The following is a 23846-nucleotide window of genomic DNA, read 5'->3' on the forward strand; positions in this document are numbered from 1 at the left end:
AAGCTAGTCCCCGCCGGGTCCCGCGGCAAGATCACCGGACGCAAGTCACACCACCGGGTGACTCACCGCAGCGCGGACGCCGGGCGCACCTCCCACGTCGTCCACAGTGGACGATAGCCCTGCCGGTGCCAGAACACCGAGGACAGCGGGTTGGTCGGGTTGTAGTAGAGGTAGGTGCCGGTGGCGCCGGCCTCGTGGAACTCCCGGTGCACGCGGGCCATCAGCGCCCGGCCGAAGCCGCCGCCGCGCTCGCCAGGCGCGGTCACGACGTTGTTTACGTAACCCCAGCGGCCCAGCGGCAGCAGCTCGGCCGCCTCGCCGCCCAGGGACACGTCGATCCACGCGCAGTGCGCCAGCGCGCGGACCTCGCCGGCCTCCTCGGCCAGCCAGACCTCGGGCTCGTCGGCGTCGAGGGCCTCCCGCAGGGCCGGGGCCAGCAGGTCCGCGGTGTTGGCCCGCCGGGGCACGGCGACCAGGCCGGTGTAGTCGAACGTCGCCGTGGCCAGCTCCAGCGCGGCGGCGAAGTCGCCCGGCCCGGCCCGGCGGACGGCGACGGTGGTGCCGGTCGTGTCTTCGACCGGCGGCGCGGTCCGCACCCCGAGGGCGCCGAGCGGGACCAGGCCGTGGTCGAGGTAGGCGCGGATCGCCTCGGCGTCCCGGCTCGGCCAGACGACGACGCACGCCGAGTCGTCGCCGGTCTCCTCGGTCTCCAGCCGGCCCTTCAATGCCCGCAGCAGCAGGTCGGCGCCCTCGGTGCCGGTGGCGCCGAAGTAGGGGAAGAGCTGCCAGGTGTCGGCCGCCGCCCACAGCATCGGGACGTCGCCGGGCGCCAGCCGCTCCCGCTGGAGCACCGCGGTGACCCGGGTGCCGTCCGCGGTCGCCGCGTCCAGCCGCTCGCCCTCGGCCGGGGGCGCGGCGGGCGGCAGCAGCGCGTCGACCGCGGCGAGGCGCGCCCGGTGGGCGGCGAACAGCGGGCCGGCGATGTCCATGGGTCCCCCTGGGGTCGCGGTCAGGACCAGGCGGGGCGCCGGATCCACATGGTCCACAGTGGACGATAACCCTGCCGGTGCCAGAACACCGGGGAGAGCGGGTTCGCCGGGTGGTAGAAGAGGAACGTACCTTCCAGGTCGCGCCGGGCCAGCTCACGATGGGCGGCGGTCATCAGCGTCCGGCCCACCCCGCCGCCGCGGGACTCGGGCGCCACCGACAGCGTGTCGACGTACCCCCAGCGTCCCGGCCGCAGCCGGCCGTGGATGCTGTCGCCCCACGCCGGGAAGGTCAGCGCGCAGGCGGCCATCCCGGCCGGCGCGCCGTCGTCTTCCCCGAGCCAGACCAGCCCGCTGAAGCGCAGTGAGCGGGCGACCTCCGCGCGCAGCAGCGCCCGCGCGCCCGGCCGGTGCACCGCGGTGCCGACCAGCGACGTGTACTGCCATTCCGCGAGCCGCAGCCGGGTCAGGGCCTCGACGTCGGCATCGCCGGCGAGCCGGACCGACACCCGCGACGGCCGGTCGTCGGCGGGCGGTCCTGGGAGGCGCACCGCCAGGCACGTCATCGGCGCGAAGCCGTGCGCCAGCAGGACCGCCGAACCCTCCGCGTCGCGGCTCGGCCAGGTGACCGAGCACCCCGAGTCCGGGTTGAACGGCGTCCCGCGCATCCGCTCGCGCCACGCGTCCAGCAGCGCCGCGAGGCCCGCCGCGCCGCTTTCGCCCGGCACCGGCGTCAGGTCCCAGAGCTCCAGCGGCCCCCAGAGCGCGGGCCACGACCCCGGCGCGTGCACGACGTGCGTGAGCAGGCCGCCGGCCCGGCGCCCGCCGGCGGTGACCACGAGCGGCTCGTTCGCCGCCGGGGGCGGCGCGATCGGCGGGAGCAGCGGGTCGAGCGCGGCGAACCGGGCGTTCTGCTGTTCCTCCAGGGGGTTCACGAGCGGCGCGTGCGGAAGATCGCGGTGCCCGGGAAGAGCCGGCCGCGCAAGGGGCTCCACTGGCCCCAGACCCGCGTGTGCCCCTCGGGCCACTCCGGCTCGACGAGGTCGGTCACGGTGAACCCGGCCGCGGCCAGCGCGCGCACGTAGTCGCCGAGCGTGTGGTGGTACTCGACGTAGGTGGCTGTGCCCTCGTCGTCGACCTCCACGTACGGCGTGCGGTCGAAGTACGGCTGGGTGACCGTGAGGCCCTGCGGGCCCGGGTCGTCCGGGAAGATCCACCGCATCGGGTGCGTCACCGAGAACACCCACGGCGCGCCCGGCCGCAGCACCCGGTGGACCTCGGCGAAGACGGCGTCCACCGAAGCCACGAACGGGATCGCGCCGAACGCCGAGCAGGCCGCGTCGAAGCTGCCGGACGCGAGCGCCAGGTGCTCGGCGTTCGCCTGCACGAGCGGCACGGCGACGCCGGTGCGCGTGTTGCCCTCCTGAGCGTGGCGCAGCATGCCGGCGGACAGGTCGGTCGCGACGGCGTCGGCGCCCTCGGCCGCCAGCCAGCGCGAGCACGCGGCCTGCCCGCAGCCGATCTCCAGCACGCGCCGGCCGCGGACGTCGCCGAGCAGTCGCGCGTCCGCCTCGCGCACCCCTTCCGGGCACCAGACGAAGTCGGCGTCGCCGAGGAAGCCGCCGTGCTCGGCCTGGTAGTCGTCGGCGTCGGCGTCCCACCAGGCGAGGTTCGCGGCCGCGGCCTCCGCCCCGCCGACCTCGCGGTAGGCGACGGCGGTGGTGCCCAGCCGCTGCTCGGCGGTGTCGTGGCGGCCCGGCGCGGCCGGGTCGTTCGGTGGCATGATGGTGTCTCCGGTCCCGGCCGCCGGTGCCCGCTCCACCTGCGTCCTCCTGGGTGCGTTTGCCTTCGCGAGGACCTTAGCGATCGCCGGGGGACCCTGATTGTGCCGCCTGGTGACCGCCGCGTAGGATAAGTGTTAGCGCAGTGGGTTCGCGCTGCCTTCCGCTCAGCTTCTGGTCGGGCTCGGGTCGCGCACCGTTTGCGGGTCATGCCGCGGTCGTTCACTGGTGGACGTTTGCTCGCAGGGTCGTCGCATGCTCCTCACACCCCATCGCGCCGACAACTGCCAACCCTCGATCCCATCCACCGGAGCAACCCGCCTAATGACCACCGACACCGCCACCGCCCCGACCGCCCCCATCGGGGCCCCGCAGGTCGCCATCAACGACATCGGGTCGGAGGAAGACTTCCTCGCGGCTATCGACAAGACCATCAAGTACTTCAACGATGGCGACATCGTCGAAGGCACGATCGTCAAGGTCGACCGCGACGAGGTCCTGCTCGACATCGGCTACAAGACCGAGGGTGTCATCCCCTCGCGTGAGCTCTCCATCAAGCACGATGTCGACCCGGCTGAGGTTGTCACCGTCGGCGATGAGGTCGAAGCCCTCGTTCTCCAGAAGGAGGACAAGGAAGGCCGTCTGATCCTGTCCAAGAAGCGCGCGCAGTACGAGCGCGCCTGGGGCACGATCGAGGAGCTCAAGGAGAAGGACGAGCCCGTCAAGGGCACCGTCATCGAGGTCGTCAAGGGCGGCCTCATCCTGGACATCGGCCTGCGCGGCTTCCTCCCCGCGTCCCTGGTCGAAATGCGCCGTGTGCGCGACCTGCAGCCGTACGTCGGCCGCGAGCTCGAGGCGAAGATCATCGAGCTGGACAAGAACCGCAACAACGTGGTCCTGTCTCGCCGCGCCTACCTCGAGCAGACCCAGTCCGAGGTGCGCAGCGAGTTCCTCAACGCGCTCGCCAAGGGCCAGGTCCGCAAGGGCGTCGTGTCGTCCATCGTCAACTTCGGTGCCTTCGTGGACCTGGGTGGCGTCGACGGCCTGGTGCACGTTTCCGAGCTGTCCTGGAAGCACATCGACCACCCGTCCGAGGTCGTCGAGGTCGGCCAGGAGGTCACGGTCGAGGTCCTGGACGTCGACATGGACCGCGAGCGCGTCTCGCTGTCGCTGAAGGCGACCCAGGAAGACCCGTGGCGCCAGTTCGCCCGCACCCACGCGATCGGCCAGATCGTGCCGGGCAAGGTCACCAAGCTGGTTCCGTTCGGCGCGTTCGTGCGTGTCGAAGAGGGCATCGAGGGTCTGGTCCACATCTCCGAGCTGGCCGAGCGCCACGTGGAGATCCCGGAGCAGGTCGTCCAGGTCAACGGCGACGTCATGGTCAAGGTCATCGACATCGACCTCGAGCGCCGTCGCATCTCGCTGTCGCTGAAGCAGGCGAACGAGGGTGTCACGCCGGACACCGAGTTCGACCCGGCCCAGTACGGCATGGCCGCCGAGTACGACACCGAGGGGAACTACATCTACCCCGAGGGCTTCGACCCGGACACCCAGGAGTGGCAGGAAGGCTTCGACAAGCAGCGTGAGGAGTGGGAGCGCCAGTACGCGGAGGCGCACACCCGTTACGAGGCCCACATGAAGCAGGTCCAGAAGGCCGTCGAGGCCGACGCGGAAGCCGCGGCGGACGCGGCGACCGGCATCGAAGGTGGCGCGGAAAGCTACACCTCGGGCTCGGCCCCGGCCGACACGAAGAGCAGCGGCGGCACCCTCGCCTCCGACGAGCAGCTCGCGGCTCTCCGCGAGAAGCTCTCCGGCGGTGCGTGAGCAGTAGCGCTCTGAGCTGAACCACGGCGAACCCCGGTCCAGGCGGACCGGGGTTCGCTGCGTTCAGGGCCTGTCTTGCGGCTGTCTGGGCGCCGGCTCGGAGTGCCGCGAATGGGTCATTGGGGACGCGAGACGTCCCGAATGGGTCATTCGCGACACTTGGGTGCGCGGGGTTCGGGTTCCGCGGCAGGCGCTTGAAGTGTCCCGGGGCTCGCCCCTGGTCCGGTCCGGTCGTTCTGCGGCTCGCTTCGGTGCGGTCCCTGCTCCGGCTCGGCTGCGGCTCACAGGCGGCCCCAGCGGCGGGTGCGTGCCGGGCCCGTCTCAGCGGTTGCGCAGGCCCAGGCCGGTCATCATCGCCGTGACCCCGCGGCGGTACATCTCCTCGTTCGCCTCGTCGGTCGGCGGGATGAACCAGCCCGGCAGCGGTGTCCGAGACGCGAGCATCAGCTCCGAGCCGACCAGGCCGTGCATCGCCGTCCACAGCTGGTACGCCGCCGCCTTCGGGTCCGCTTCCGGTGGGCACACGCGGTGCACGCGGGTGATGAACAGGCCGAACGTCGTCCGCACCACCGCCGACCGCAGGGCCGGGTCCGGGTCGAAGCCGGGCACCGGTCTCTCGAACATCAGCGCGTAGCGGGCCGGGCTCTCCAGCGCGAAGAGCCGGTACTCGAGCGCCAGGTGCAGCAGGTCCCCGACGCCGTCCGCGCCCGACGGCGGCAGGCCCTCCAGCATCTCCCGCAGCGAGTCGAAAGTGCGCTCGTACAAGGCGTCGAGCAGGCCGGAGCGACCGCCGAAGCGGGCGTACACGGAGATCGTGGACGCGCCCGCCGCTTCGGCCACCCCGCGCACGGACAGCCCCGGGACGCCGCGGTCGAACAGGACCGACAACGCCGCGTCGAGGTACCGCTCGCGGTTGCCCTGTTCGGCGGGGCGCATCGACAGGTGCCTGGTGGCCACGGCGCACCCCCTTCGCGCACAACTCCGATCGGGTGACCCACCCGCAGCAGAAGATACGATATCCGCGTCCTCTTGGGAATGCGCCGGATGTCCGGATGTGCGGTATTCCCGTCCGCTGGGCACAGGTCCGAGCACCGCGGCCCCGGGCAAGGTCGACGTCATGACCACGGACATCCCCGACACCGCGCTCGCCCGGGAAGCCGCCGAGCTCGTCAAGGACACCCTCGGCCCGCTCCTGTACGACCACTCTTCCCGCGTCTACCTCTTCGGCGCGCTGCAGGGCCGACGGCGCGGCCTCGACTTCGACGCCGAACTGCTCTACGTCGCGGCGCTCTTCCACGACGTCGGGCTCGTCGCCGGCCACCGCACCGAGCGGCGCTTCGAGCTCGACGGCGCCGACGAGGCCCGGCGCTTCCTGCTCGGCCACGGCGTCGACGCCGAGCAGGCCCGCGTCGCCTGGACCGCGATCGCGCTGCACACCACGCCGGGCATCCCCGAGCACATGGAACCCGAGGTCGCGCTGGTGACGGCCGGGGTCGAGTACGACGTCCTGGGCATCGGCTACCACGACCTGCCCGCCGAGGCGCGGGCCGCGGTGGTCGCCGCGCACCCGCGGCCGGACTTCAAGCGGCGCATCCTCGCCGCGTTCACCGACGGCATCCGTGACCGGCCCGACACGACTTTCGGGAACGTCAAAGCCGATGTCCTGGCGCGGTTCGTGCCAGGCTTCGCACGACAGGACTTCGTCACCACGATCTTGGACTCACCCTGGGAGGACTGACTCCGATGGCACACCCCGAGCCCGGCACGGTCGTCGTCACCGCGAGCGGCGACGGCACCTACACGCAGCAGGTCACGACGTCGAGCCACACACTGCTGGTCGACGAGCCGGTCGCGGTCGGGGGCGCCGACGCCGGCCCGAACCCGTACGAGCTGCTGCTCGCGTCGCTGGGTTCGTGCACGGCCATCACGCTGCGGATGTACGCCGACCGGAAGGGGTTCCCGCTGGCCAGGGCGACGATCCGGCTCCGCCACGACCGCATCCACGCCGAGGACTGCGCGAAGTGCGAAACCGAACGCGGCATGATCAGCCGGATCACGCGGGAGATCGAGCTGGAGGGCGAGCTCGACGACGACCAGCGCGCCAAGCTCATGCTGATCGCGGACAAGTGCCCGGTGCACCGCACACTCTCGTCGGAAATCGCGATCGAGACGCGCGAAACCGGCCGGTGAGCCGGGTGGTCAGGCGGCGCGGGCGGCGGCCACCGGCCGCACCGTCGTGACGCCGACCGCCGGGACCCAGATGCGCTCGAGCGCGGCGGCACGAGCCTTGCGGCGGAGCCCGGCGAAGCTGTGCTTGGCCGGGATCAGCAGGGCGTTCAGCCAGGTCCGCCGGTAGTCGTCGAGGGCCTCGGCCACCGGGCGATGAAGAACGCAGTGCACCAGCCCCGGCGTGCCGAGCCGGTGCCTCCCGACGTGCTTGCTGTTCGCCATCGTTCCTCCGTGTGGGCGACCCTGTCGCGCGCACGGTACGCAGTTCGGGCGGGGAACGTGGGTAAGCAACGCGGCGTGTCCGGATATCGGTTGAGTCACGCGTCACGATCGTCTTGCGGATCACCCGTCCGTGTGGGTCGACGACGCCGTCACGCGGGCGGGGTCGTGACCTGGCCGTTCGCGCACGTCGTGGTGAAGGGGATCCACGTGCGCTTCACCGCGTACAGCGTGCGGGACGGCTGCGCCTGGATCCGGTAGACGCCGGACAAGCAGCCGCCGGCCGGCTCGGCGGGACTCACCGCCGGCAGGTCGGGCGCCACCACGGCGAGCCCGCCGGCCCCCAGTAGCGCGACGGCGGCCTGGCCGATCTTCGCCAGCTTCATGGTCCCTCCCCTGACCCGGCGAGCGAGGCAGCCCGCTGCCCATCGCATCGGAAAACGATTACCCGCGTTACGGGAGCCAGCCGGCGCGTCACACGAATGGGCGCACCCAGCGGCCTCCCCGGGGGCCTGACTAGGGTGATCGGCATGTTGCGCGTGGGGTTGACGGGTGGGATCGGGGCCGGCAAGTCGACCGTGGCGAACCGGCTCGAAGAACACGGCGCCGTACTGGTGGACTCCGACCGGATCGCCCGTGCGGTGGTGGAGCCCGGCACCGAGGGGCTCGCCCGGCTCGTCGAGGAGTTCGGCGACGGCATCCTGGCCGCCGACGGCTCGCTCGACCGGCCCGTGCTCGCCGCGCGGGCGTTCGCCGACGACGAGTCGCGGCACCGGCTGAACGCGATCGTGCACCCCCTGGTCGGCGCCCGCACCGGGGAGCTGATGGCCGCCGCCAAGCCGGACGCGGTGGTCGTCCACGACATCCCGCTGCTGGTCGAAAACGGTCTCGCGACCGCGTACCACCTGGTCGTGGTCGTCGACGCGCCGGTCGAGGTGCGGGTCCGGCGGCTCGTGTCGGCGCGGGGGATGGCCGAGGAAGACGCGCGGGCGCGGATCCGCGCGCAGGCCAGCGCCGAGCAGCGCCGCGCCGTCGCCGACGTCTGGCTGGACAACGGCGGCGCCGAAGACGCCGTGCTCGCCGAGGTCGACGCGTTGTGGGCCGACCGGCTGGTGCCGTTCGAGGCGAACGTCCGGCTGCGCCGCCCCCGCCCGCCGATGTCGCCGAAGATCGCCGAGTACGACCTGACCTGGCCGGCGCAGGCCGAGCGGGTGCTCGCCCGGGTCCGCGCCGCGGCGGGGGAGCTGGCGCTGCGCGCCGACCACATCGGGTCGACCGCCGTGCCCGGCCTGCCCGCCAAGGACGTCCTCGACCTGCAGGTGACGGTGTCCACCTTGGCCGACGCCGAGGCTTTGAAGGAACTGCTGTCCGACGCGGGCTTCCCGCGGCTGGAGGGCGACTGGTACGACGAGGCCCAGGACGGCGGCGAGCCGTGGCCGAAGCGGCTGCACGTCGGCGCCGACCCGCGGCGCCCGGTGAACCTGCACGTCCGGGCCACCGAGACGCCGGCCTGGCGGCTCGCGCTGCTGTTCCGCGACTTCCTGCGCGCGAACCCCGACGAGCGTGACGACTACCGCGACGTGAAGCTGCGGCTGGCCGACGCGCACGCCGAAGACGGCACGGTCGAGGCGTACGCCGACGAGAAGCAGGACTGGGTCAACGCCGCGTTCGGCCGCGGGGAGAAGTGGGCCGCGGCCACCGGCTGGACACCCTAGGAGCCCAGCAGCCCGCGTTCGAACGCCACGGCCACCGCGGCGGCGCGGTCCTTCACGCCGAGCTTCGCGTAGACGTGGACCAGGTGCGTCTTGACCGTCGCTTCGCTGATGAAGAGCTTCTTCGCGGTTTCCTTGTTCGTCGATCCGCGGGCGACCAGGGTGAGCACCTCGAGCTCACGCTGGGAAAGCGGTTCCCGGACCGGCTCGCGCATCCGGCCCATCAGGCGGCTGGCGACCGCGGGGGAGAGCACCGCCTCCCCGCGGGCGGCCGCCTCGACGGCGCGGAACAGGTCCTCGCGCGGCGCGTCCTTGAGCAGGTACCCGGTCGCGCCGGCCTCGATGGCCGGCAGCACGTCCGAGTCCGTGTCGTAGGTCGTGAGCACCAGGACCCGCGCCGGGTTGCCGAGCCGGGCCAGCTCGGTGATCGCCGCGACGCCGTCGGTGCCCGGCATCCGCAGGTCCATCAGCACGACGTCGGGGTGCAGCCGCTCGGCCAGCACCACGGCTTCCGCGCCGTTCGCCGCCTCGCCGACGACCTCGAAGCCGCGGCCGGTGAAGATGCCGCGCAGCCCGTCGCGGACGATCGGGTGGTCGTCGGCGATGAGCACGGTGATCGTCACGCGAAGGCCTCCGGCAGGGGCGGGACGGCGGGGAGGGCGGCCGAGATCGCGGTGCCGCCGCTTTCGGACTCGATGTGGAGCGTACCGGCGAGGCGCTGGACCCGGCGGCGCATCCCGGCCAGGCCGAACCCGGGGCCGGCGCCGGGGGTGAAGCCGACCCCGTCGTCGCGGACGTCGAGGGTCACCTCGCCGTCCATGTAGGACAGCGTGAGCCCGACCCGGCCGGCCGCCGCGTGTTTGTCCACATTGGACAACGCTTCCTGGGTGATCCGCAGGATCGCCGCCTCGACCTCCGGGTGCAGCCGCCGCGGAACGCCGGTGGTGGTGAACTCGGCGGGCACGCCGGTCCGCTCGCTCCACTTCGCCGCGACGTCCGCGAGTGCGTCGGGCAGCGGGTCGGTGTCCAGCGGCGCGGGGTGCAGCGCGCGCACCGACCGCCGGGCGGCGGTCAGGTTCTCGCGCGCCAGCGCGGCGGCGGAATCGAGGTGCCGCCGCCATTCCGCCGGCTCGTTCTCGGCGAGCGCGGCGGCTTCGAGCTGGGTGATGATGCCGGTGAAACCCTGCGCGAGCGTGTCGTGGATCTCCTGGGCCAGCCGCTGCCGTTCGTCGAGGATCCCGGCTTCGCGGGCCTGGCCGAGCAGCTGTCGTTGCAGGCCTTCGTTTTCCGCCTGTGCCGCGGCCAGCTCGTCCAGCGTGCGACGGCGGTCTTCGTTCTGCCGCGCGACCGCGGCCGAGAGTGTCGCGCCGCCGCCGATGGTCACCGTCTGCACCACGACCAGCATGACCACGATGCCGGGCTGCTCGCTCAGCGCGTGCGCCGGCCCGCCGTTGCCCATGGTGTTGATCAGCAGCGACGTCGCCGCGAGGGCGAGGAAGGCTAGCCAGGTCGGCCGCAGCCGCGTCGCGGCCAGGAAAGCGAAGATCACGAAGATCAGGAACGTGACGTCCCGGGCTTCGAGCGCGCTGCCGAGCCCGAGCACGCCGAGGAACGCGGGCAGGGCGAACGCCGGGTGCGCGCGCAGCCGCGGCGGCGCGAGGGTTTCCACCAGGACCAGCCAGCACGTCGTGGCCGCGACCAGCACACCGGTCGTCGCCCACCAGCGGCCGTCGTGCCCGCCGATCGCCGCGCTGATCCCCGTCGAGACGGCCAGCAGGGCGTAGGGCAGGTACCGCTCGATGCGGTGCAGCCACGGTCCCCAGACCCCGGCCGGCTTCGGCGTGAACGGCGGCCAGAGCGACCGGCTCCAGTCGATCTTCACGCTCACGCCCGCATGTCCTTGAGCGAGGGCCAGATCTCGGCCCAGCTCGCCGTCCGGCCGGTGAGCTCCCAGACCGGCAGGTGCTCACTCGCGTTGCGGATGCCGAGGCGGTTGCCGACCTGGCCGACGATCCGGGCGGTCCCGAAGTGCTTCGCGAGCTTCGAAGGGTCGTAGCCGACGAAGAGCACGGTGTCGGCGTTGTCGGCGGGTCGGCCGAAGTACCAGAAACCCCGGCTGGGGCTGTACGCCTCGGGCAGGCCGCGCTCCGGCCCGTACCGGCCGAGCGCGCCCGCCTGCCAGTACCCGCCGGTCACGATCGCGGTGCCCGGCGGCGCCGTCCGGCACAGCGCGGCGACGTCGTCGGTGAGGTCCGGCCAGCCGATCTCCTCGGCGGCGTAGGCGGGTCGTGGCGCCGCCGGGTGGTCGGCGAGCCAGTGCGCGGGCCAGACCGGCAGCGTGAACGGCAGGCTGAACAGCGCCGAGAGCACGAAGACCGGCCACGTCGGCACCCACCGCCACCACCTCGCCGGCTCGCAGGCTTCCAGGTGGACGGCGGCCGCGGCCCACAGGACACCGAACATCCCGGCCGCGTAGTAGAACCGCCCGTTCGCGACGAGGAACATCGCGACGACGCCCAGCGCCGTCCAGCCCAGGAACCGGTACGGCCGCAGCTGCTTGCTCCCCACCAGCACGGTGACGCCGTAGAGCACCCCGAGCGCGCCGATCACCCAGCCCGCGCCGGCGAGCAGGTTCGGGACGAAGCTCTCGCGGCCGCCCGCGGCGTCGACCTCGGCGCCGACGGCGTCACCCATCGCGAGCTGCGGCCAGCCGTTCGTGTGCTGCCAGAGCACCGTGGGCACCAGGGACGCGGCGGCGATGAGCGCGCCCAGCCAGAGTTGGGGACGGCGTAAGAGATCCCGCGGCCCGAACACCAGGATCGCGAGCCCGGCCACCGCCCAGAACGCGGCGATGAGGAGCTTGTCGTTGAGCGCCACCGCCGTCACCACACCGAGCCAGACGAGCAGGCCGTCGTCCCGCGTGCGGACCCAGCGGACCACCAGCCACAGCACCAGCGTCCACAGCAGCGGGTCGATCGTCGACGTCGCCAGGTAGTGGCCGCTGCCGACGAACTGCCCGCAGATCGCGTACGCCGCCGCGGCGCGGGCCTGCGCCTTGCGCCGCCCGCCGAGCTCCCGCGCGATCAGCGCGGTGACCACGACCCCGGCGGCGGTGGCGGCGATCGCCGGCAGCCGGAACACCACGAGCGAGCCGGGCGCGAGGGTGTTCATCAGCCAGGCGAGCGCGGGCACCAGCGGCGGCTGGTCGGCGTACCCCCACGCCAGGTGCCGGCCGGCGGCGAGGAAGTAGAGCTCGTCACCGAAGTAGCCGTAGCGGCCGGCGGTGAGCAGCAGGATGGTGGCCGTGCCCAGCGCGAGCAGCGCGACCGGGAGCCGGGCGAAGGGCGCGAGCCCGGGTTTCACCTGGTCGGGGGCCGTGGTCACGGCGTCCATCGTGCTCCTGTTCCTCGTCCGGCCCGGTCCTTCCCGCACCCTACGTGGCCGGGCACGCGGCTCACGTGTGGGTGTTCACGACCTGCGGCCAGAGCACCGGCCACGGCTCGGTCCGGCCGGTCGCCAGCCACAGCGGCACGCCGTCGAAGTAGCTCGGCTTCGCGCCGCCGGTGTCCACCTTCCCGAGCGGCCGGATGTCGGCGAAGTGCCCGGCCAGCGGCCGCGGGTCCGTCCCGACGTACAGGACGTCCGTCGCGCTTTCGGACGGGACCGTCAGCGTCGCGTATCCGCGGTTGCCGCTCGCCGGTTCGGGCAGGCCGAGCTCACGGCCGTAGCGGTCGAGCGCGCTGGCTCCCCAGTACGACTCGGTCAGCACCGCGGTGTGCGCCTTCCCGGGCAGCGCGGCGAACGTCGCCGCCACCGACCGGGCGCCTTCGGGCCAGCCGATCTCCGCGAACGCGAAGACGGGCTTCGGCAGCCCCGGGTGCTCGCTCAGCCAGGCCTGCGGCCACACCGGCACCGCGCCCGGCAGGGCGAGCAGCGCGGTCAGCACGTAACACGGCCAGGTCGCGAGCCACCGCCACCAGCGCGACGGCTCCCGGCGTTCGACCGCCACCGCGGCCATCGCCCAGCACACCGGGAACATCCCGGCGACGTAGTAGCTCCGGCCGTTCACGGCCAGGATCACGACGGTCAGCACCACCGCGGTCCAGCCGAGGAACCGGAACTCCTGGTCGCGCAGGAGCCGCCAGAGGCCGTAACACAGCAGCGCCACCCCGACCGGGAGGCCGGCCACGACCAGCGCCGACGGCAGGAACAGCAGGCGCCCGCCCCACGTGTCGCCGACCTCCTGCGAGATCGCCGCGCCCATGCCGAGCTGCGGCCAGCCGTGCGCCGCCTGCCAGACCAGCGTCGGCGCCAGCACGACCACCGCGATCGCGGCGCCCACCCACAACGCGGGCCGCCGCAGCAGCTCCCGCGGGCCGCAGACGAGGATCGCGACCCCGGCGGCGAGCCAGAACCCCCCGATGAGGAACTTCGTGTAGAGCGCGACCGCCGTCACCACCCCGGCCCAGCCGAGCAGGCCGTCGGCGCGGGTGCGCACCCAGCGGACCAGCAGCCACAGCAGCAGGGTCCAGAGGAACGGGTCCACTGTGGACGTCGCGAGCAGGTGCCCGCTCGCCAGGAACTGCGTCGACACGGCGAAAGCGCCCGCGGCGAGGGTCTGCGCCTTCCGCCCGCCGCCCAGCTCGCGGGCGATCAGCGCGGTCAGCACGGCGCCACCGACCATGGCGAGCATTGCCGGGATCCGCAGCACGAACGGGGAATGCCCGAGCGCGTCCATCGTCCGGGCCAGCAACGGCAGCAGCGGCGGCTGGTCGACGTACCCCCAGGCGAGGTGCCGCCCGGCGGCGAGGAAGTAGAGCTCGTCGCCGAAGTAGCCGTAGCGGTTCGCGGTGAGCAGCAGCGGGACCGCCATCAGCGCGGCCACGACCGCCACCGGCGTCCGGGCGAAGGGCGCCACCGGCCGGACCCGGGCCGGGGCGGGCGCGGTCGTCACGCTCATCGGACCGCCCGTGGTGTTTTCGCTCGACATGTCGCCGTCCCCCTTCGCTCCGTTTCCCGACGCATCGAGAATCCCGCCGCGCCGGGGCCGGGCACATCGTCAGGACGGTCCGGACCCGGGTCCGCCGCCGGTGGACCCGGCATCCACCGATCGGCGGATGTGCCGGGTGAGCACGAGCGCGAGCACGAAGGTGAGCGCGATGCCGCCGGCGACGGCGAACACCGCCGCCCGGATCCCGCCGCCGCCGTTCGCGACCAGGACCAGCACCGCGAGCCCGGCCGCGGCGCCGATGCCGGACCCGGTGGTGACGATCCCCGAGGCGATCCCCTGCTGCGGGTCGGGCACCCGGGTCGCCGCGGCGATGTACATGACGGTGAAGACCATCCCGTCGCCGACGCTGACCACCGTCAGGCCCGGCACCAGCCAGGCGTAGGAGCCGTCGGGCGTGAGCGCGAACCCGAGCAGGCACGCGCCGAGCGCGCCGACGGCGAGCGCGCCGAGCAGGGTGCGCCGGACGCCGAGCCGGGTCACCACCGGGCCGGCCACCACCGAGCCCGCGACCACGACCGCGGTCGGCAGCAGGAACCCGAGGCCGGTCTCCAGCGCGTCGTACCCCCGGACGTCCTGGAAGTAGAGGGACAGGAAGTACAGCAGCGAGCCGAAGGTGGCCGTGAACATGAAGGCGACCACCGTGGCCAGCACGAGGCTAGGACTCGTCATCAGGTGGCGGGGCAGCAGCGGGTCCGCGCTGCGCCGTTCGATCACCGCGAAGACGCCGAGCAGCAGCACTCCCGCGATCGTGGCGGCGACGATCTCCGGGGAGGCCCACCCCGCGTCCGGCCCCCGGACCAGCGCAAACGCCAGCAGGGTCACCGCGCCGGTGACGCTCACCGTGCTGGCCAGGTCGAACCGCCGGGTCGTCACCCGCGGCCCGTCGGCGGCGATGAGCGCGAACGCCGCCACGATCGCGGCGCCGGCCGGCGGGACGTTGACGAAGAACACCGCCCGCCACCCGAACCCCTGCGTCAGCAGGCCGCCGAGCAGCACACCGACGACCAGGCCGGCCGCGCCGGCGCCACCCCACACGCTCAGCGCGCGGTTGCGGTCGCGACCCTCGGCGAAGCTCGTGGTGATGATCGCCAGGGTGCTGGGGAAGACCAGCGCCCCGCCCAGGCCCTGGAGCGCGCGGGCGGCGAGCTGGAGCAGCGGCGCCGTGGCCAGCCCGCCGGCGACCGACGCGAGGGCATAGAGCGTCAGTCCGGTGACCAGCATCCGGCGGCGGCCGAGCAGGTCCGCGGCCCGGCCGCCGAACAGCAGGAACCCGCTGGAGGCGATCGCGTAGGTGCTGACCACCGCCTGGAGCGTCTGCGCGGAGTAGCCCAGGTCGCGGCCGATCTCGGGCAGCGCGACCACGACGATGTACTGGTCGAGGGAAACGATCAGCATCGCGAACGCCAGCAGAGTCAAGCGCGCGTTGCGGCGCCCCGCGAGGGGGTTCACCGATCTCAGTTCCGGTTCGGACAGCATGCGTACCTCCTGGTCGGGCGCCTGTGGTGAAGCTGAACTGTACGCTTCAGTTCATATGAACTCAACGGTTCAGTTCAGCTGAACTGGACGGCACAGTTCAGGGGTAGGCTGCGGGGATGACGGACACACGACGGCGCACCCCCACCGGCGAGCGCGCCGACCTCAAGCGGCGGGCGATCGTCGACGCCGCCCGCGAGGTGTTCCTCGCCAGCGGCTTCGAAGCCGGCATCGACGTCATCGCCCAGCGGGCCGACGTGTCGAAGGTGACGATCTACAACCACTTCGGCAGCAAGAGCGAGCTGTTCCACGCGGTCATCCACGACGCGCTCAAGGAAGCGCTCCAGCAGTCGACCCTGGCCCTGGAGAAGAGCCTCGCCGAGTCCGACGACATCCGCGAGATCCTCGTGCGGACGGCGCGGGGCTGGGTGGCGGGGATGGCGCAGCCGCAGGTCCTCGCGCTTCGCGCGCTCGTCGCCGGGGAGGCGCAGCGGTTTCCCGAGCTGGGCCGGGCGTGGAAGGCCAACGGCCCCGACCTGACGTCCGCGATCCTCGCCGGGGAGTTCCGCAAGCGCGTCGAGGCCGGCGAGCTGGTGATCCCGGACGTCGACCTGGCCCTCGTCCAGCTCTACGCCCTCGTCCTCTACCCGCACTTCGCCCACGCCGCGTACGGCGAACGGATCGACGCTCAGCGCACCGACGACCTCATCAACCGGGGCGTCGACATGTTCCTCGGGTACTACTCGGCCGGTTAGGGGTGCCGCCGCCAGGTGAGCGCGATGTCCTTCGTGGCGAGCCAGGCGGTGAGGTCGTAGCCGTGGGCGGCCAGCCCGTCCACGGTGGCGTAGGCCGTCTTCAGCGCGAACTCGGCGTCTTCGGCGCCGAGCAGGCCCGCGGCGTGGGCTTCGAGGAGCTCGTCGGTGTCGATCACCCGCAGCGACAGCTTGTCCCGGAGCACGAGGTCGACGTAGAGGTCGGTGGCGACCCAGCGCGGGCCGTCCCGGCGGACGCGGACGACGTCGAGGTAGAAGTCCTGGTCGCGCTCGTGGCCGGGGGAGAACCAGAAGTCGGTGATCCGCAGGCCGAACCCGGGCAGCAGCCACGACTCGAGGTAGTGGAACTGCGCGCGGCCCGGGGTCGGGCGGGCGAGGTAGAGGCCGAACGGCTCCTCGTGGTACTCGTCGACCTTCCGCAGGATGCCCTTCGGGTCGATGTTCGCGCGCTCGGCGGGGTCGAAGATCTCGACCTTCGGCGCGTGCAGTCCGGCCATGGCGCTCATCCTGCCGGGCCGGTCACGAATCGCGTACTTCCGCCACGCGCGCCACACGTTCGGGCTAAGGTTCGCCGACCGTCCGGGAGGCGAGGGGGCCGGGGATGTTCGGGATCATCAGGCCGTGCCGGCACCGGCTGGCGGGCGACCTGCACGCGGACTGGCTCGCGCACCTGTGCGGGCTCTGTCTCACACTGCGTGACGAACACGGTCAGCTCGCCCGCGTCGTCACCAACTACGACGGCCTGATCATCTCGGCGCTGGTCGAGGCCCAGACACCGGCGGCGGACCGGCGCCGCGACGCGGGCCCGTGCCCGCTGCGCGGCATGCGTTCGACATCGGTGGCGCGGGGCGAAGGCGCCCAGCTCGCCGCGGCGGTGTCCCTGGTGCTGGCGGCGGCGAAGGTCGGCGACCACGTCGAGGACCACGACGGCGCGTTCGCTCGCCGCCCGGTGGCGGCGGCCGCCCGCCGCGTCGCGGCCCGCTGGGCGGAGCAGGGCAGCCGCACCGGCAGCCGGGTCGGCTTCGACACGGCGGTGCTCACGGAGGCGGTGTCACGGCAGGCTTCGCTGGAGAGCACGGTCGGGTTCGGGGATTCACCGCTGGTCGCGACGGAACCGGCGGAACTGGCGACGTCGGCGGCCTTCGCGCGGACGGCCGAGCTGGCGGGACGGCCGGACAATGTGGCGCCGCTGGCGGAGGCGGGCCGTTTGTTCGGCCGGGTCGCGCATCTGCTGGACGCGGTCGAGGACCAGGCCGCCGACGCGGCGGCGGGAGCGTGGAACCCGTTGCCGGCCACGGGAACGGGGTTGGCGGAGGCCCGGCGGTTGTGTGATGACGCGGTGCTGGGGGTGGAGCTGGCATTGCAGGAGGCGGAGTTCGCCCGGCCGGCGCTGGTGCATGCGTTGCTGGTGCACGAGCTGCGCCAAGCGGTGCGGCGAGCCTTCGGCCACGGCGGGGCGCACGGCTCGGGCCCGACACACGGCGGGCTTCGGCAGCCGATGCACGGCGAGGAACCGCGCGCGGCGGGTGCCTCCGGGCAGCAGCCGCCGCCGGGGTGGATCGGGCCGGGGCCTCGGCCGCAGCAACATCCCCACCAGACTCCGTCGCCGGGATTTCCGCCGCCGGGCGCGCCCGGGTACTCGGGCGGTCCCGCCGGGCACGGCCCATGGGCGCCGGGCAGCACCTCCCGGCCCGAGGGGCCCGGCGGGCCGACTGGGCCTGGCGGGCCCAATGGACCCGGCGGCCCGGGTGGACCCGGCGGCCCAGGAGGCCCCAACGGTCCCGGCGACTCCGGCGAACCCGAGCCCCTCCACGGCAAGGGCGGCGGCCTCTGGTACCCGAAGTTCGCCGTCCCACCGAAGCCACGCAACTTCCTCCTCGGCTGCACGATCGCGCCGTACATGTGCTGCACCTGCCAGTTCTGCTGCCGTGATCCCTATCCTGGGCCGTGGAGCGGGAAACCCCACTCGAGCTGCGACTGCGACTGCGATTGTTGCGACTGCTGCTCCTGCTGCGACTGCAACTGCTGAAGGGGGCATCCATGACCGAGCCGATGGACCGCCTGCACGCCCGCGGCCGGGCCACCTTCGGCGGGCTGGTCGAAAGCGGCGAAGCGCGTCTCGACGCCCTCTTCGCGACGATCCCGGCGCTCGGCGAGCTGGCCGTCGGCACGGTCTACGGCCACCTCCACGAACGTCCCGCCCTCGACCCCCGCACGCGCGAAGCCGCGACGCTCGCGGCGATCGTCGCGGCCGGGATGGTCGGGCCGCCGCTGAGCGTCCACCTCCGCACCGGCCTGGCGTCGGGCCTCGCCCCGGCTGAAGTCTGCGAAGTCGTCGTCCAGACCGCTGCCTTCGCCGGTTTCCCCCGCGCGGTTTCCGCGGCCGACCAGCTGAACCGGCTCTTCGAGAGCCACGACCTGCCCGTCCCGCCACCGCCGTCGCCGCGTGAGGTCGTGCTGGCGCACCTCTCGTCACCGACGGGCGAAGTCGCCGACGTGCTCGCGGAGTTCCCGCGCTTCGAAACCCAAGCGACCGGACCCGACCGGGTGCTCGTCTCGTGCTTCGGCGACGGCCCCGCGCCCGGCGCCGTCCTGCACTGCGTCGTGACCGGCGGCGAGGTGACGTCCGTGACGGTGTTCCGACCCCGCTGACCAGGGCCGACGGAAATTGTCGGTGCCGCGTCGTACTCTGGTCGACGTGGCTTTCGCAACCGAACACCCCGTGCTCGCCCAGTCCGACTTCCGGCCCGTCTCGGAGATCCCGCGGACCGGCGGCCGGTTCGAGGTGATCAGTGACTACCAGCCCGCCGGCGACCAGCCGGCGGCCATCGACGAGCTCGAACGCCGGGTCAAGGCGGGTGAGAAGGACGTCGTGCTCCTGGGCGCCACCGGCACCGGCAAGTCGGCGACCACGGCGTGGCTGATCGAGCGCGTCCAGCGGCCGACACTGGTGATGGCGCCGAACAAGACCCTGGCCGCGCAGCTGGCGAACGAGCTGCGCGAGCTGTTCCCGAACAACGCGGTCGAGTACTTCGTCAGCTACTACGACTACTACCAGCCCGAGGCGTACATCGCGCAGACGGACACCTACATCGAGAAGGACTCGTCGATCAACGACGACGTCGAGCGGCTGCGGCACTCGGCGACGATGAACCTGTTGTCGCGCCGGGACGTCATCGTGGTCGCGAGTGTCTCGTGCATCTACGGCCTGGGCACCCCGCAGTCCTACCTCGACCGGTCCTCGAAGCTGAAGGTCGGCATGCAGCTCGACCGGGACGTCTTCCTGCGGGCCCTGGTCGACGTGCAGTACACGCGCAACGACATCGCCTTCGCCCGCGGCACGTTCCGGGCGCGCGGCGACACGGTGGAGATCATCCCGGCGTACGAGGAGCTGGCGATCCGCGTCGAGTTCTTCGGTGACGAGGTGGAGAAGCTCTACTACCTGCACCCGCTGACCGGCGACATCGTCAAGGAGGTCGACGAGGTCCGGATCTTCCCGGCGACGCACTACGTCGCGGGCCCGGAGCGGATGGAAAAGGCGATCCAGGGCATCGAGCAGGAGCTGGAAGAACGCCTGGCGGAGCTGGAAAAGCAGGGCAAGCTCCTGGAGGCGCAGCGGCTGCGGATGCGCACGGCTTACGACATCGAGATGATGCGGCAGGTCGGGTTCTGCTCCGGCATCGAGAACTACTCGCGCCACATCGACGGCCGCGGCGCGGGCACGGCGCCGGCGACCCTGATCGACTACTTCCCGGAGGACTTCCTCCTGGTCATCGACGAGTCGCACCAGACGGTGCCGCAGATCGGCGGCATGTACGAAGGCGACATGTCGCGGAAGCGGAACCTGGTCGAGTACGGCTTCCGGCTGCCGAGCGCGGTCGACAACCGGCCGCTGACCTGGGAGGAGTTCTCCGACCGGATCGGGCAGACGGTCTACCTGTCGGCGACACCGGGGCCGTACGAGATGGGCCAGGCGGCCGGCGAGTTCGTCGAGCAGGTGATCCGGCCGACCGGTCTGGTCGACCCGAAGGTGGTCGTGAAGCCGACCGAAGGCCAGATCGACGACCTGGTCCACGAGATCCGGGAGCGGGCGGAGAAGGACGAGCGCGTCCTGGTCACCACGCTGACCAAGAAGATGGCCGAGGACCTCACGGACTACCTGCTGGAGCTGGGCATCCGGGTGCGGTACCTGCACTCGGAGGTCGACACGCTGCGCCGGGTCGAGCTGCTGCGGCAGCTGCGGGCGGGCGACTTCGACGTGCTGGTCGGCATCAACCTCCTGCGCGAGGGGCTCGACCTGCCGGAGGTGTCGCTGGTCGCGATCCTCGACGCGGACAAGGAAGGCTTCCTCCGGAGCGGGACGTCGCTGATCCAGACGATCGGCCGCGCGGCGCGCAACGTGTCCGGCGAGGTCCACATGTACGCGGACAAGATCACCGACTCCATGCAGCACGCGATCGAGGAGACCGATCGCCGCCGCGAGAAGCAGGTCGCCTACAACGTGGAGCGCGGGGTCGACCCGCAGCCGCTGCGGAAGAAGATCGCCGACATCCTCGACCGGGTCTACAGCGAGGCCGAGGACACCGAACAGGTCTCGGTGGGCGGCTCGGGCCGCAACTCGTCCCGGGGCAAGAAGCCCGAGCAGGGCGACCGGGTCCGCAGCTCGGGAATGCTGGTGGACAAGGACGTCTCGGCGATGCCGCGCGCCCAGCTGGCCGACCTGATCCAGCAGATGACGGACCAGATGATGCAGGCGGCGCGCGACCTCCAGTTCGAGCTGGCGGCCCGGCTGCGCGACGAGATCTCGGACCTGAAGAAGGAGCTGCGAGGCATGGACGCGGCCGGGATCAAATAGGGAGACGGGCGGAGCTGGGCGCGCGACCCGGGGTGCGGGTCGGCCGAGAAGGAGGGATGGAAGCATTACACCATCGCGGGTACCATTACACCATGGCGATGAACATCAAGGACCCGGAAACGGAGCGCCTCGCTGCCGAAGTGGCCGAGCTGACCGGCGACACCAAGACCGGCGCGGTGCGAGAGGCACTGCGTCTGCGGCGTGACCAGTTGCTCGCGGGCAAGGAAACGCCCGAAGAGCGCCTTGCGCGGCTGCGTCGCTTCTTGGAACAGGAGGTCTGGTCCCAGTTGCCCCCCGATCAGCTGGGTGTGCCCATCACCAAGGCGGAGCAGGAAGACATCCTCGGCTTCGGGCCGGAGGGCGTGTGATCATCGATTCGTCGGCCATCATCGCGATGATCAACCGCGAGCCGGAGAGCGCGGCCCTCGAGCGGGCGCTGGTCACGGCCGAGGAGCCGAAGATCGGTGCGCCGACCAGGGCGGAGGCGGGAATCGTGCTGCAGGCCAAGTTCGGGATGCGGGGCCGGAGCCTGTTCGAACGGTTCCTGCAGGAGTGGGGTGTGGTCACGATCCCGTTCGACACCCGGCATGCCGAAGTCGCGGTCGAGGCGTTCCAGCGGTTCGGAAAAGGCAGGCACTCGGCGAAGCTCAACCTGGGCGACTGCCATTGTTACGCCACGGCCAAGATCGCGAGGGAACCCTTGCTCTGCATTGGGGACGACTTCCCGCAGACCGACCTCGAACTCGTCAAGCTCGAGCAATGAACATCGCCGCCGTCGTCGCGTACTGCCTCGCCAAGCCGGGCGCCGAGGAGACCTATCCCTTCGGGGACCACGTGCTCGTCGCGAAGGTCGGCGGCAAGGGTTTCGCCTTCATCGGGCAGGACGAGCCCGGCAGCGTCGCCGTCAAATGTGGGGCCACCCGGGAAGAAGCGGCCGAACTGCGGAAGCGGTACCCGGACGCCGTGTCCGTGATGGACTACCTCGGCCGCTACGGCTGGAACCGCGTCGAGTTCGGCGCCGGGGTTCCGGACGCCGAACTCGAAGACCTGGTCGACGCCTCCTACGAAGACGTCGTCGGGCGGCTGCCCAGGGCGAAACGCCCTTAGGACGGCACCGGCGCGTTCTCGTCCGGTTGCAGCATCCCGAAGATGTTCCCCTCGGTGTCCTTGACGTACGCGAGCCAGCCCACGCCCGGCACCGGGTTCTTCGGCAGCGCCAATGATCCGCCCGCCTCGTTCACCGCAGCGAGAGCCTGGTCGAGGTCGTTGACGCCGATCGTGTTCACGTACCCGTGGACCGGCGCCGTCTCCTCGGGCGCCGGGCCGACGCGGGGGACGAGGCCGCCGTCGATTCCGTCGCCTTCGCCGGTCGAGATCACCCAGTACGGGACGTCGCCCCAGCGCTCGAACTTCCAGCCGAACACCGCCGTGTAGAACGCCACCGCGCGGTCGGGGTCGCTCGCGTGGATCTCGAAGTGGACGGGACGAGGCATGCCGCCTCCTCAGGCCGGGCCGTCAGGTGCCGTGAGACTACGCCCGGCCTGAGGAAAGTCACAGCGGCGGACGCTGCGCGAGGGTGAGGTCGGTGTCGAAGTCGGGGAAGCCGGCCGGGGCGCTGCGCGCCGTCAGCGCGGACGTGGGCGGCAGGCCCGCCCAGCGCCGGACCGTCGCCGTGGCCGCCGCGGCGTCGGCCGGGGCCAGCTGCGCGATCTTCGAGCCGTGGTTGCCGCCCTGGACGTAGTACCGGTAGGAGTCCCGGCTGCCGAAGCCGAGTTCGAACGGCTCGGCGCCCCACGGGTCGTTCGAGCCGTAGACGAACAGCAGCCGGGTGCCGCGGGACTTCACCCAGAAGTCGACGTCCGGCATCGCCAGGTAGTCGAACCGCGGGATCTTGACCGACGACGGCACGAACGTCTTCGGCTGGTCGGCGCCCGGGTAGCGGAGCAGGTCGCGCAGGTAGCCGTCGTACGCCTCGGGTGAACCCAGCTGGGCCGCCGCCTGGTAGTAGTACGGGACGAACGGCTCGAGGTCCTGGTCGGAGTAGGTGTTGAGGCTCTCCACCTTCTCGTACCAGGCGTAGACCTCCGCCGCCGGCGCGCCCGCGGCCGGCACCGTCGCGCAGTCCGCCTGTGTCTGGTACTGCCAGAACGCGAAGTACGAGTCGATCACCGAGATCTCGAGGGACTTGTCGGCCGAGCCGACGATCGAGAACGTCAGCCCGCGCTTGGCCGCGTCGACCGCGGCGATCGCGCCCAGCTCGTCACGCCGCTTCAGCGCGTCTCGCTGGATCGCCTTCAGGGCGTCGCGGCAGCCCGGGTCGTTGCCGACGCGCGAGAGGAACCGGTTGTAGACGTCGAGCGGGTCGATGACGTCGTTGGGCGCGACGTAGGGGACCGTGCCGTCGACGTCGTCGGGGAAGAAGCGCCGGAAGTACGTCGCGGTCATCCCGCCCTTGCTGCCGCCGGTGGCCAGCCACTTGCCCGGGTAGATCGCCTTGAACGCCTGCACCGCGCGGTGCTCGTCCGCCGCGGCCTGCCAGATCGTCAGCTGCTTCGCCCAGTTCTCCGGCTCCGGCCGTGACGGCTTGAAGTACCGGTACTCCATCGAGAGCTGGTTGCCGTTGACGATCTGCGTCGGCTCCGAGCGGTTCGGCGCGGTGCTGACGTTGTAACCGCTGGTGAAGGCGACGGTCGGCGCGGTGAAGTCGCGGTGCAGCAGGGTGAAGCGCTGCTGGAACGTGCCCGCTTCGGGGTGCCGGTGGTCGGCGGGCTGGGTGTAGGTGAGCTGGAAGAACCGGTAGCCGGCCGGCGCCGGGTTCTCCGCCACGACCGTCAGTCCGGGGATCTTCTGCAGGGCCGCCTTGATGTCGGGGGCGGCGCTGACGGCGGGCGCCAGCCCGACGAACGCCAGCACGACCGCCGCGGCGGTGAACAGTCTGCGCATGGAAGCACCCTCCCCGGCTCCGGAACCCACCGTGGGACCC

The 23846-nt window shown here is 72.1% G+C and carries 25 protein-coding genes; 11 read left to right on the plus strand and 14 right to left on the minus strand.

Annotated elements, in window-relative coordinates:
- Positions 1 to 62: 62 nt before the first annotated feature.
- From ACZ63E_RS08565 to ACZ63E_RS08575, 3 genes are read right to left on the minus strand one after another with little or no spacing between them, the layout of a single operon-like run.
- Complete coding sequence (locus ACZ63E_RS08565; RefSeq protein WP_465335405.1) at positions 63 to 989, minus strand: GNAT family N-acetyltransferase; 927 nt, start codon at positions 987 to 989, stop codon at positions 63 to 65.
- Between the two features lie 20 nt (positions 990 to 1009).
- Positions 1010 to 1921 (minus strand): GNAT family N-acetyltransferase, encoded by a 912-nt coding sequence (locus ACZ63E_RS08570; protein ID WP_465335406.1) that lies wholly within the window; start codon positions 1919 to 1921, stop codon positions 1010 to 1012.
- On the minus strand, positions 1918 to 2769 hold the full coding sequence (locus ACZ63E_RS08575) for a class I SAM-dependent methyltransferase (RefSeq protein ID WP_465335522.1): 852 nt from the start codon (positions 2767 to 2769) through the stop codon (positions 1918 to 1920). Before ACZ63E_RS08575 ends, ACZ63E_RS08570 begins: the two co-directional genes overlap by 4 nt.
- Positions 2770 to 3091: 322 nt before the next feature.
- On the opposite strand from ACZ63E_RS08575, the gene rpsA reads away from it, so the two are divergent.
- Complete coding sequence (gene rpsA / locus ACZ63E_RS08580) at positions 3092 to 4591, plus strand: 30S ribosomal protein S1 (RefSeq protein WP_465310013.1); 1500 nt, start codon at positions 3092 to 3094, stop codon at positions 4589 to 4591.
- A 321-nt stretch (positions 4592 to 4912) separates the two neighbouring features.
- Here rpsA and ACZ63E_RS08585 read toward each other — a convergent pair whose 3' ends face one another.
- Positions 4913 to 5527, minus strand: coding sequence for a TetR/AcrR family transcriptional regulator (locus tag ACZ63E_RS08585; RefSeq protein WP_465335523.1), 615 nt, complete (start codon positions 5525 to 5527; stop codon positions 4913 to 4915).
- 181 nt (positions 5528 to 5708) lie between these two features.
- Here ACZ63E_RS08585 and ACZ63E_RS08590 point away from each other — a divergent pair, with 181 nt between their 5' ends.
- Both ACZ63E_RS08590 and ACZ63E_RS08595 read left to right on the plus strand, forming a co-directional pair.
- Positions 5709 to 6329 (plus strand): HD domain-containing protein, encoded by a 621-nt coding sequence (locus ACZ63E_RS08590; RefSeq protein WP_465335407.1) that lies wholly within the window; start codon positions 5709 to 5711, stop codon positions 6327 to 6329.
- Positions 6330 to 6334: 5 nt separating this feature from the next.
- A complete protein-coding gene (locus ACZ63E_RS08595; protein WP_465310015.1) occupies positions 6335 to 6781 on the plus strand; it encodes an OsmC family protein in 447 nt (148 codons plus the stop codon).
- A 9-nt stretch (positions 6782 to 6790) separates the two neighbouring features.
- Here ACZ63E_RS08595 and ACZ63E_RS08600 read toward each other — a convergent pair whose 3' ends face one another.
- Positions 6791 to 7042, minus strand: a complete 252-nt coding sequence (locus ACZ63E_RS08600; RefSeq protein WP_465335408.1) for a hypothetical protein — start codon at positions 7040 to 7042, stop codon at positions 6791 to 6793.
- A gap of 149 nt (positions 7043 to 7191) precedes the next feature.
- The gene (locus tag ACZ63E_RS08605; protein ID WP_465335409.1) at positions 7192 to 7425 is read right to left on the minus strand and encodes a hypothetical protein; all 234 of its coding nucleotides are present in this window, start codon (positions 7423 to 7425) and stop codon (positions 7192 to 7194) included.
- A gap of 144 nt (positions 7426 to 7569) precedes the next feature.
- On the opposite strand from ACZ63E_RS08605, the gene coaE reads away from it, so the two are divergent.
- Positions 7570 to 8754, plus strand: a complete 1185-nt coding sequence (coaE, locus tag ACZ63E_RS08610; RefSeq protein WP_465335410.1) for a dephospho-CoA kinase — start codon at positions 7570 to 7572, stop codon at positions 8752 to 8754.
- On the opposite strand, the gene ACZ63E_RS08615 is transcribed toward coaE, so the two are convergent.
- The 5 genes from ACZ63E_RS08615 to ACZ63E_RS08635 all read right to left on the minus strand — a co-directional run bounded on the left by ACZ63E_RS08615 (position 8751) and on the right by ACZ63E_RS08635 (position 15238).
- On the minus strand, positions 8751 to 9374 hold the full coding sequence (locus tag ACZ63E_RS08615) for a response regulator (RefSeq protein ID WP_465335411.1): 624 nt from the start codon (positions 9372 to 9374) through the stop codon (positions 8751 to 8753). The two genes, coaE and ACZ63E_RS08615, sit on opposite strands and share 4 nt — an antisense overlap.
- On the minus strand, positions 9371 to 10639 hold the full coding sequence (locus tag ACZ63E_RS08620; protein ID WP_465335412.1) for a sensor histidine kinase: 1269 nt from the start codon (positions 10637 to 10639) through the stop codon (positions 9371 to 9373). The genes ACZ63E_RS08615 and ACZ63E_RS08620 overlap by 4 nt, the downstream gene beginning before the upstream one ends.
- Positions 10636 to 12144 (minus strand): ArnT family glycosyltransferase, encoded by a 1509-nt coding sequence (locus tag ACZ63E_RS08625; protein ID WP_465335413.1) that lies wholly within the window; start codon positions 12142 to 12144, stop codon positions 10636 to 10638. The genes ACZ63E_RS08620 and ACZ63E_RS08625 overlap by 4 nt, the downstream gene beginning before the upstream one ends.
- 61 nt (positions 12145 to 12205) lie before the next feature.
- On the minus strand, positions 12206 to 13741 hold the full coding sequence (locus ACZ63E_RS08630; protein ID WP_465335414.1) for an ArnT family glycosyltransferase: 1536 nt from the start codon (positions 13739 to 13741) through the stop codon (positions 12206 to 12208).
- 69 nt (positions 13742 to 13810) lie between these two features.
- Positions 13811 to 15238 (minus strand): MFS transporter, encoded by a 1428-nt coding sequence (locus ACZ63E_RS08635; protein WP_465335415.1) that lies wholly within the window; start codon positions 15236 to 15238, stop codon positions 13811 to 13813.
- 116 nt (positions 15239 to 15354) lie between these two features.
- Here ACZ63E_RS08635 and ACZ63E_RS08640 point away from each other — a divergent pair, with 116 nt between their 5' ends.
- Entirely contained in the window at positions 15355 to 15990 is a 636-nt protein-coding gene (locus ACZ63E_RS08640) for a TetR/AcrR family transcriptional regulator (protein ID WP_465335416.1), read from the plus strand.
- On the opposite strand, the gene ACZ63E_RS08645 is transcribed toward ACZ63E_RS08640, so the two are convergent.
- Positions 15987 to 16505 (minus strand): ribonuclease FAU-1 family protein, encoded by a 519-nt coding sequence (locus ACZ63E_RS08645; protein WP_465335417.1) that lies wholly within the window; start codon positions 16503 to 16505, stop codon positions 15987 to 15989. The two genes, ACZ63E_RS08640 and ACZ63E_RS08645, sit on opposite strands and share 4 nt — an antisense overlap.
- A 104-nt stretch (positions 16506 to 16609) precedes the next feature.
- On the opposite strand from ACZ63E_RS08645, the gene ACZ63E_RS08650 reads away from it, so the two are divergent.
- From ACZ63E_RS08650 to ACZ63E_RS08675, 6 genes are all read left to right on the plus strand, one after another.
- A complete protein-coding gene (locus ACZ63E_RS08650; RefSeq protein WP_465335418.1) occupies positions 16610 to 18037 on the plus strand; it encodes a DUF5685 family protein in 1428 nt (475 codons plus the stop codon).
- Between the two features lie 11 nt (positions 18038 to 18048).
- On the plus strand, positions 18049 to 18660 hold the full coding sequence (locus ACZ63E_RS08655) for a carboxymuconolactone decarboxylase family protein (RefSeq protein ID WP_465335419.1): 612 nt from the start codon (positions 18049 to 18051) through the stop codon (positions 18658 to 18660).
- Positions 18661 to 18706: 46 nt separating this feature from the next.
- Positions 18707 to 20863, plus strand: a complete 2157-nt coding sequence (gene uvrB, locus ACZ63E_RS08660; RefSeq protein WP_465310029.1) for an excinuclease ABC subunit UvrB — start codon at positions 18707 to 18709, stop codon at positions 20861 to 20863.
- 92 nt (positions 20864 to 20955) lie between these two features.
- On the plus strand, positions 20956 to 21231 hold the full coding sequence (locus ACZ63E_RS08665) for a type II toxin-antitoxin system VapB family antitoxin (protein ID WP_465335420.1): 276 nt from the start codon (positions 20956 to 20958) through the stop codon (positions 21229 to 21231).
- Positions 21228 to 21626 carry a type II toxin-antitoxin system VapC family toxin gene (locus ACZ63E_RS08670; RefSeq protein ID WP_465335421.1) on the plus strand — a complete coding sequence of 133 codons (399 nt, stop codon included), beginning with the start codon at positions 21228 to 21230 and terminating at the stop codon, positions 21624 to 21626. The genes ACZ63E_RS08665 and ACZ63E_RS08670 overlap by 4 nt, the downstream gene beginning before the upstream one ends.
- The gene (locus ACZ63E_RS08675) at positions 21623 to 21970 is read left to right on the plus strand and encodes an MmcQ/YjbR family DNA-binding protein (protein WP_465335422.1); all 348 of its coding nucleotides are present in this window, start codon (positions 21623 to 21625) and stop codon (positions 21968 to 21970) included. Before ACZ63E_RS08670 ends, ACZ63E_RS08675 begins: the two co-directional genes overlap by 4 nt.
- Here ACZ63E_RS08675 and ACZ63E_RS08680 read toward each other — a convergent pair.
- Together ACZ63E_RS08680 and ACZ63E_RS08685 are read right to left on the minus strand one after the other, a co-directional pair.
- Positions 21967 to 22356, minus strand: a complete 390-nt coding sequence (locus ACZ63E_RS08680; RefSeq protein ID WP_465335423.1) for a VOC family protein — start codon at positions 22354 to 22356, stop codon at positions 21967 to 21969. The genes ACZ63E_RS08675 and ACZ63E_RS08680 overlap by 4 nt on opposite strands.
- Before the next feature lie 58 nt (positions 22357 to 22414).
- Complete coding sequence (locus ACZ63E_RS08685) at positions 22415 to 23806, minus strand: S28 family serine protease (protein ID WP_465335424.1); 1392 nt, start codon at positions 23804 to 23806, stop codon at positions 22415 to 22417.
- Between the last annotated feature and the right edge of the window lie 40 nt (positions 23807 to 23846).

It is taken from the genome of Amycolatopsis sp. NPDC104819 (assembly GCF_055583145.1).

Bases quoted from the DNA above. Each gene is read 5' to 3' on its own strand.
- ACZ63E_RS08565 (WP_465335405.1), bottom strand. From the start codon at position 989: ATGGACATCGCCGGCCCGCTGTTCGCCGCCCACCGGGCGCGCCTCGCC.
- ACZ63E_RS08575 (WP_465335522.1), bottom strand. From the start codon at position 2,769: ATGCCACCGAACGACCCGGCCGCGCCGGGCCGCCACGACACCGCCGAG.
- rpsA (WP_465310013.1), top strand. From the start codon at position 3,092: ATGACCACCGACACCGCCACCGCCCCGACCGCCCCCATCGGGGCCCCG.
- ACZ63E_RS08585 (WP_465335523.1), bottom strand. From the start codon at position 5,527: ATGCGCCCCGCCGAACAGGGCAACCGCGAGCGGTACCTCGACGCGGCG.
- ACZ63E_RS08590 (WP_465335407.1), top strand. From the start codon at position 5,709: ATGACCACGGACATCCCCGACACCGCGCTCGCCCGGGAAGCCGCCGAG.
- ACZ63E_RS08595 (WP_465310015.1), top strand. From the start codon at position 6,335: ATGGCACACCCCGAGCCCGGCACGGTCGTCGTCACCGCGAGCGGCGAC.
- ACZ63E_RS08600 (WP_465335408.1), bottom strand. From the start codon at position 7,042: ATGGCGAACAGCAAGCACGTCGGGAGGCACCGGCTCGGCACGCCGGGG.
- ACZ63E_RS08605 (WP_465335409.1), bottom strand. From the start codon at position 7,425: ATGAAGCTGGCGAAGATCGGCCAGGCCGCCGTCGCGCTACTGGGGGCC.
- coaE (WP_465335410.1), top strand. From the start codon at position 7,570: ATGTTGCGCGTGGGGTTGACGGGTGGGATCGGGGCCGGCAAGTCGACC.
- ACZ63E_RS08625 (WP_465335413.1), bottom strand. From the start codon at position 12,144: ATGGACGCCGTGACCACGGCCCCCGACCAGGTGAAACCCGGGCTCGCG.
- ACZ63E_RS08630 (WP_465335414.1), bottom strand. From the start codon at position 13,741: ATGTCGAGCGAAAACACCACGGGCGGTCCGATGAGCGTGACGACCGCG.
- ACZ63E_RS08635 (WP_465335415.1), bottom strand. From the start codon at position 15,238: ATGCTGTCCGAACCGGAACTGAGATCGGTGAACCCCCTCGCGGGGCGC.
- ACZ63E_RS08640 (WP_465335416.1), top strand. From the start codon at position 15,355: ATGACGGACACACGACGGCGCACCCCCACCGGCGAGCGCGCCGACCTC.
- ACZ63E_RS08645 (WP_465335417.1), bottom strand. From the start codon at position 16,505: ATGGCCGGACTGCACGCGCCGAAGGTCGAGATCTTCGACCCCGCCGAG.
- ACZ63E_RS08650 (WP_465335418.1), top strand. From the start codon at position 16,610: ATGTTCGGGATCATCAGGCCGTGCCGGCACCGGCTGGCGGGCGACCTG.
- ACZ63E_RS08655 (WP_465335419.1), top strand. From the start codon at position 18,049: ATGACCGAGCCGATGGACCGCCTGCACGCCCGCGGCCGGGCCACCTTC.
- ACZ63E_RS08665 (WP_465335420.1), top strand. From the start codon at position 20,956: ATGGCGATGAACATCAAGGACCCGGAAACGGAGCGCCTCGCTGCCGAA.
- ACZ63E_RS08675 (WP_465335422.1), top strand. From the start codon at position 21,623: ATGAACATCGCCGCCGTCGTCGCGTACTGCCTCGCCAAGCCGGGCGCC.
- ACZ63E_RS08680 (WP_465335423.1), bottom strand. From the start codon at position 22,356: ATGCCTCGTCCCGTCCACTTCGAGATCCACGCGAGCGACCCCGACCGC.
- ACZ63E_RS08685 (WP_465335424.1), bottom strand. From the start codon at position 23,806: ATGCGCAGACTGTTCACCGCCGCGGCGGTCGTGCTGGCGTTCGTCGGG.